The sequence below is a fragment of the Pelagibius sp. genome (assembly GCF_028289705.1).
Lineage (GTDB): Bacteria > Pseudomonadota > Alphaproteobacteria > Kiloniellales > Kiloniellaceae > Pelagibius.
The window spans coordinates 34,853-41,097 of the sequence record NZ_JANQOI010000046.1; the positions used below are offsets into that span (position 1 = coordinate 34,853).

At 67.4% G+C, this 6,245-nt stretch carries 4 protein-coding genes; all 4 read left to right on the forward strand.

What is annotated here, in order from left to right; all coding sequences use genetic code 11:
* Positions 1-29 precede the first annotated feature (29 nt).
* Positions 30-809 (forward strand): PP2C family serine/threonine-protein phosphatase, encoded by a 780-nt coding sequence (locus tag Q0996_RS05910; RefSeq protein WP_299616876.1) that lies wholly within the window; start codon positions 30-32, stop codon positions 807-809.
* Positions 806-3,541, forward strand: a complete 2,736-nt coding sequence (locus Q0996_RS05915; RefSeq protein ID WP_299616877.1) for a protein kinase — start codon at positions 806-808, stop codon at positions 3,539-3,541. The genes Q0996_RS05910 and Q0996_RS05915 overlap by 4 nt, the downstream gene beginning before the upstream one ends.
* A 362-nt stretch (positions 3,542-3,903) precedes the next feature.
* A complete protein-coding gene (locus Q0996_RS05920) occupies positions 3,904-4,734 on the forward strand; it encodes an OmpA family protein (protein ID WP_299616878.1) in 831 nt (276 codons plus the stop codon).
* 593 nt (positions 4,735-5,327) lie between these two features.
* Positions 5,328-6,245: hypothetical protein (locus Q0996_RS05925; RefSeq protein ID WP_299616879.1), on the forward strand; the 918-nt coding region annotated here is incomplete at its 3' end.

Here is a 6,245-nt window from a genome sequence, read left to right on the forward strand (position 1 = left end):
AGCCGGCGGCCGTTGGGAACCTAGGAAGAATGTCGCAGAACAGGGGAGGAAACGAGCTGGCGGCGGCCGATGGAGGCTCGGCGATCACCACGCTCGGGCACCAAAGCGACGTGGGCCGGGTCCGGCGCCACAACGAGGACAGCTATGCCCTGCGCGACGACCTGGGCCTGTGGATAGTGGCCGACGGCATGGGGGGCGCCGCAGCCGGGGAGAAAGCCAGTGCCATCGTGGTCGAGGTGGTCGCCCGCGAAGTGGCCGAGGGTGCGCCCCTTGAGGCGGCCATCGCCGAAGCCAACCGCTCGATCCTGGATGCGGTGCGGGCCGGCGAGGGCCGGCGCGGCATGGGCTCGACCGTGGTGGCCGCCCGCGTCTCCGGCAGTGCCTATGACGTGGTCTGGGTCGGCGATGCCCGGGCCTACCTCTGGGCCGGCGGGCTGCAGCGCCTGTCTCACGATCACTCGCGGGTCCAGGAACTGGTCGATGCCGGGCTGATCACCGAGGCGGAGGCCCGCAGCCATCCCCACCGCAGCGTCATTACCCGGGTTCTGGGCGGCCCGGACGGCACCGCTGCGGCGCCCGACCGGGTGAGCGGATCGCTGAACCCCGGGGAGGGGCTGTTGCTCTGCAGCGACGGATTGACCTCCGAGGTGGAGGATGAGGAGATCGCCCGCGTGTTGTCCGAGGGAATGAGCGACACCGCGTCCGGCCAGCGTGCGGTCGACCGGCTGGTGGCGCGGGCGCTTGAAGAGGGCGGCAGCGACAACGTCACCGTTGTCCTGATCGGCCTGCCACAGGGCGTGGCGCCGTGAGCGACAGACCGCAGGGCGGCGGCGGTTCACGCTCGGGCGGCGGCTCCTTCGGTGCCCGCGATCCCGGCGGGCCCGGCATCTTCGAGGTCGGCACCCTGATCAGCTACACCTACCGCGTCGACGCGCTGCTTGCCCGCGGCGGCATGGGAGAGGTCTACCGCACCACACACACGGAAATCGGCACCGAGCACGCCATCAAGATCGTGCGGCCGGACCTGGCCAACGACGAAAAGATCATGGAGCTGTTTCGCCGCGAGGCCTCGGTTCTGCGCACGGTGCGCGAGGACGCCATCGTCGGCTACGACGGAGTGCTGCGCGACGAGGAGGGCCGGGTCTACCTGGTCATGGAGTTCGTCGATGGGCCGTCGCTGAGCAGCTACCTGCAGGACCGGATCCTCACGCCGCAGGAGGTGCGCGATCTGCGCGACCGCCTGGCCCGCGGCCTGGCCGCCGCCCACGACAAGGGCGTCATCCATCGCGACATGTCGCCGGACAACATCATCCTCGGCCAAGGCGAGCTTGCGCAGGCCAAAATCATCGACTTCGGGATCGCCAAGCTGGCGGATTCCTCGGCGACCACGATCATCGGCGACGATTTCGCCGGCCGTTATGCCTACGCCTCGCCGGAGCAGATCGGGCTTTACGGGGGCCAGGTCGATGCCCGCTCGGACATCTACAGTCTGGGCCTGGTGCTGGCGACGGCGGGGACCGGCCGGGCCCTCAACATGGGCGAGATCAGCGAATCCCTGGTGTCGGTGATCGAGGCACGCAAGCGCGTTCCCGACTTCAGCTCGGTGCCGGAGGTCCTGAGAACCGAGCTGGGGGCCATGCTGCAGCCCGATCCGGCGGACCGCCCGCAGACCATGCGCGAGGTGATCGGTCTCGACGCCCGTCTGGAGGCGCAGGCGGCTGCAGCGGAGGAGCCCGCACAAGCGGCGCAGCGCCAGGACCCCGCCGGCCCGCTGGCCGCCGAGGTGGCGGCCCGGGCCACGCCGTCCACCGGTGAGCGCGGCCGGGCCTGGCTGTGGCCGGCGCTGGCCGTCGGTCTGGCGGCCGCCGGAGCTGCCGGCTACCTCCTCTGGCCGGGCGGACAGCCGGCTGTTGAGCCGCAGGCCGAGGCCCCGCAAGTCCCGGTGCCGCAAGCGCCAGAACCGCAAGGCGAAGCGACGCAGGCCGAGGCTCCGCGTGCCGCGGACCCCGTGGTACCGCCGGCGCCAGCGCCTGCGGAGACCGCCGCCACGCCGCCGTTGCCAGAGGCGGATGCCAGCGCCGATCTGCCGATGGACGCTGAGGCTGACTCTGGGCCGGAGGTCGAGGCAGAGTCGCCATCGGAGTCGGAGATAGCCGCCGAGACAGTGGCGCCGGTCGCGGCGGAACAGCCCCAGGGTCCGCAAGACCTGGAGGAGCCAGATGAAGAAGTGGCTCCCGAGGTTGCGGCGGCGTCTCCGCAGCCGGCGGATGAAGGGCCCCAGGCGGCTCCTGCCGACGCCGATGTGCCCGAGGAACCTGTAGCGCCCGAGCAGATCCCGGAGACCGTTGCGGAACCTGAGCCGCCCGCAGAGGCCTCAGCCTCGCCGCCGGAAACCGTGGCGGCGGAGGCGGTGGAGGAGACGGCTACCGCGGATCCGGTCCCCGAGGTGGTCGCCGATGAACCGGGCGCCCCTGAGGCAGCAGGCTCGTCAGACACCCTGGCCACCGCTCGAGGAGAGGACGAGCCGGCATCGCAAAGCGAGGCGGCCGAGCCGTTGCCTGCCGAAGACCAAGCCGGCGCCGGTGCCGAAGAAACCGCCGAGCTGGAGGCCGCACCGGAGGAGAGCGAGCAGGTCGCTGCCCTTCCCGAACCCTCCGCTGTGGATCTGCGCGAGGCGGCGCTGAAGGCGGCGGAGGCCCAGCTGACCCGAGAGGAAAAGCGGGAAATCCAAAGGGATCTGAGGGCCCTCGGCCACTATCGGGGCGGGATCGACGGGCAGTTCGGGCCAGGCACGCGGGCCGGGATCGAGACCTTCCAGAGGGTCGCGGGGCTCGAGGTCACCGGATATCTCTCGGACGGGCAGCGCTCGGAACTGGCTCAGAGCGCGGCCGGGCCCAGGGCGGAGCTGGAAGCCCGCCTGGCCGAGGAGCGCCAGGCCGCGGCGGCAAAGGAGGCGGCAGAGAAGGCCGCGGCAGAGAAAGCGGCGGCAGAGCAGACCGCTGCGGAAGCCGCTGCCGCGCGGGCACAAGCCGTCGCGGGTCAAAGAGATGCCGCCGCGCCCCAACCGCCGCCGGCGCCCCTGGGCCAGCAGCAGGCGGCCCTGCCCGGCGAGAGCGAATTGGACCGGCTGCGGCGCATCGCCGAAGCGGGCGACCCGGTGGCGCAGGCCAGCCTCGGTCTGAGGTATTACCGTGGCCAGGGGGTGCGGCGCGACCTCGAGGAGGCCTTTCGCTGGACCGAATTGGCCGCACAGCAAGGCGAGGCGCGGGCCCAGTCCAATCTCGGCTTCTACTACATGAACGGGGAGGGGGTGGGCCGGGACCCGGCGCAGGCGGCCCGCTGGTGGCAGGCAGCGGCCTCCCAGGGCTTGCCCCAGGCCCAATATAATCTCGGGTTGCTCTACGAAACGGGCCGGGGCGTTGCCGCGGACCCGCGCGAAGCGGCAAAGTGGTACCGTCTGGCGGTGGCCCAGGGAGACCGGCAGGCGAAGACCCGGCTGGACGGGCTGGTTCGGCGGGGCCTGGTGGAGGCCGAAGAGTAGTCTGCCTCTTGAGGTAGAGAAATCTGGTATTGATCAATCATTAGGGGAATTGTCCGCTAGTGTTGCGGCGTTGCCGCAAAGGGCAAGGAAGTCAAGCTCTTGCCAGCGCTTTGCTTGCACAGCCTAGAGAATCTGGCTATACCGCTGTTCTATGTGTTAATCATGTATTCCGTTGGGTATCGTGTGGTTCCACCATGGTGCCCGTCGCGGGGGATTTATCGAAGGGGAAAGCCGATATGAGGGCGAAGGGACTTCTCGTGTGCGCCGGCCTTGCCGCTGCCGTTTCAATGGCCGCGCCGGCCAGTGCGATTACGCCGTTCAATGTTCCCGGCACAGAACTTTGGGACCATCCGTTTGGTAGCGTGTTCGATACGCGCAGCGGCCTGGATCTGGAAGCAAACGGAATTGCCTTCAATCAGGGTCTGCAGGCGGGCTATCAGGAGCTCTCCGAAGAGCGCTCTGATGCCTGGTTGCACGCGGATTGGGATTTCGTCGACGGCGAGCATTTCAATCACAAGGCGCGCACCGCGGCGAAGAACTCCGTCGTTCTGCCGGATGCGCCGATGGATCGGGAGTTGAGCGACGAGCAGGCGGCGACCTTCCAGGACGCTCTGGAAAGGCTGCGCCGTGGCTTTGACATGGGCGCCCGCTATCTGGCTCCGGCCGACGCGTCTTTCGCTCAGGTCAAGTACGACTGCTGGATCGAGGCGACGGAAGACGGCCGCACCGGCGATGCCGAGGCCTGCCGCGCCGAGTTCGAGTCCGCCATGGCCGCGGTTGAATCCCAGGCCAACTATGCGCTGACCGACATCGCCTACGAGAGCCCGCCGGCGATGCCGGCTGCGGTGGCCAGCACCCCGGCGCCGGACCAGTTCATCGTGCTCTTCGACTTCGACAGCACCAGCTACGCCCCGGGCAACGGCACCATCGTTTCCGAGGCCCTGAGCGCGGCCCTGGCCAACACCGGCCGCTCCGTCGACATCACCGGCCATGCCGACAGCTCCGGCGCCGTGGCCTACAACCAGACGCTTTCCGAGCGGCGGGCCAACCGGGTCATCGACGAGTTGGTGTCCGGCGGTGTCGATCCGACGCGAATCAGCGGCCGTGGCGTTGGCGAGACCCAGTTGCTGATCCCGACCGGCGACGGTGTGCGCGAAGAGGGCAACCGTGCCGTGGTCATTCAGTTGAACTGAGGACGGCCGGTCCGCCAAAAGCGTGCGGCCCGCGCCTTTGCGCGGGGAACACCTGAGGCGGCCAGACATAGATTTCGGACCGAAGGCGCGCTGAGAGCCTAAGTCCCGGACCTTTGAGAACCCCTGTGAGCCTGTCTCACAGGGGTTTTTCATTGGCCTGTTGGGCGGGTTGCCAGTGGCCTGGAGATGGCCGTTCCGGCATATGCGATCAGGAGTGAGGCTTCGGGCTCGGGATGCGGTGGCCGTCAGGCTGCAACCGTGCGTGCGTCCTCTTCGTGTGCCTGACCACAAATTATCACAACATGGTTAATCTCTTTGCGCGGAGCTTGGAATAAGCATTTGAATTCGAACAAGAAAATTCAGAAGTCGTGACTAATCGTGAATTCCTTATGTTAACCATTTGTCACAGAGAACTCATACAAGTATCTATGGTTTTCGCGTTCCTTCATCTTGTATCTCTCACAACATTCCCACAAACTCCCCTCGATCCAATCCAATAGTTGCGCGGATAGCGCGAAGTTAATTGCGACTGCCCTGGGGACCTGCCCGGGGCCTCTGTGTCTTAGGCGACTGGTATAGTTGGGAGATGGGTAATGACCGACGATCTGCAGCGTGAAAACGATCAGATCCAGGCCAGCAGTGTCGAACGCATCGATGAAGAACTTGTCGCCGGTGAGGCCCAGGAGGCCATCGGGCAGGCGCAGAGCACTGTCGTCCTGAATCGGCCTGCTGCGGGCCAGTCGGTTGTTACGGATTATGTGCCGGGCCAGACCCTGGTTCTGGGCTTCAACCCTGCCGCGGCGCGGGTTCTTATCGAAGGCGACAGCCTTGTTCTCGGCTTCGACGACGATGGCAACGGTACGCCCGACAGCCGTCTGGTCTTCGAGAACCTGGTCTCGGCCCAAGGCGCGAATGCCGGCCCGGTCTTTCAGGTCGGTGGGCTGCAGGTCAATTCCGGCTTTCTGGTCAATCAGGCTCTGGCACTCGGCAATGACCCCGGGAACATCCTGGAAACCGCCGCGGGCGGCGGTGCGCAGGGTGGTGGCGCGACGGAGTATTCCGACACCCTCGGCAACATTATCAACCTGCTGGCCGCCCAGGGGGTGATTGACGGGACCGAACTCGCCTTCAGTGTCCCGGACCCTGTCGACGAGATCACGCTTCTGGAGGAAGCGGAAGAAGCGGCTGAGCCCATGGGTGTGCCGACCGTCGGCCTTGTGGTTCAGACCCCGGACGAGTGCATCAAGGAAGACACCGAGACGGACGTCTTGATCAGTGCCGACACGACCACGGCGGGCGACGAGCTGACCCAGGTTGTGGTGACGGCGGCGGCGGGCTGGGTGCTGGGGGCCGCGGTGGGCGGCGACATCGCCGGAGTGGGCGGCGCCGGGACCAACGTGCTGACCCTGACCCTGAACGGCGGTGTGACGGACTTCGACGAACTGATCCAGGCGACCCCGCCGGCGGACTCTGACGTTGACGCCAGCTTCACGGTTGAGGCCACGGCGGTC

Coding starts and splice junctions, on each gene's coding strand:
- Q0996_RS05910 (WP_299616876.1), top strand. CDS start 30: ATGTCGCAGAACAGGGGAGGAAACGAGCTGGCGGCGGCCGATGGAGGC.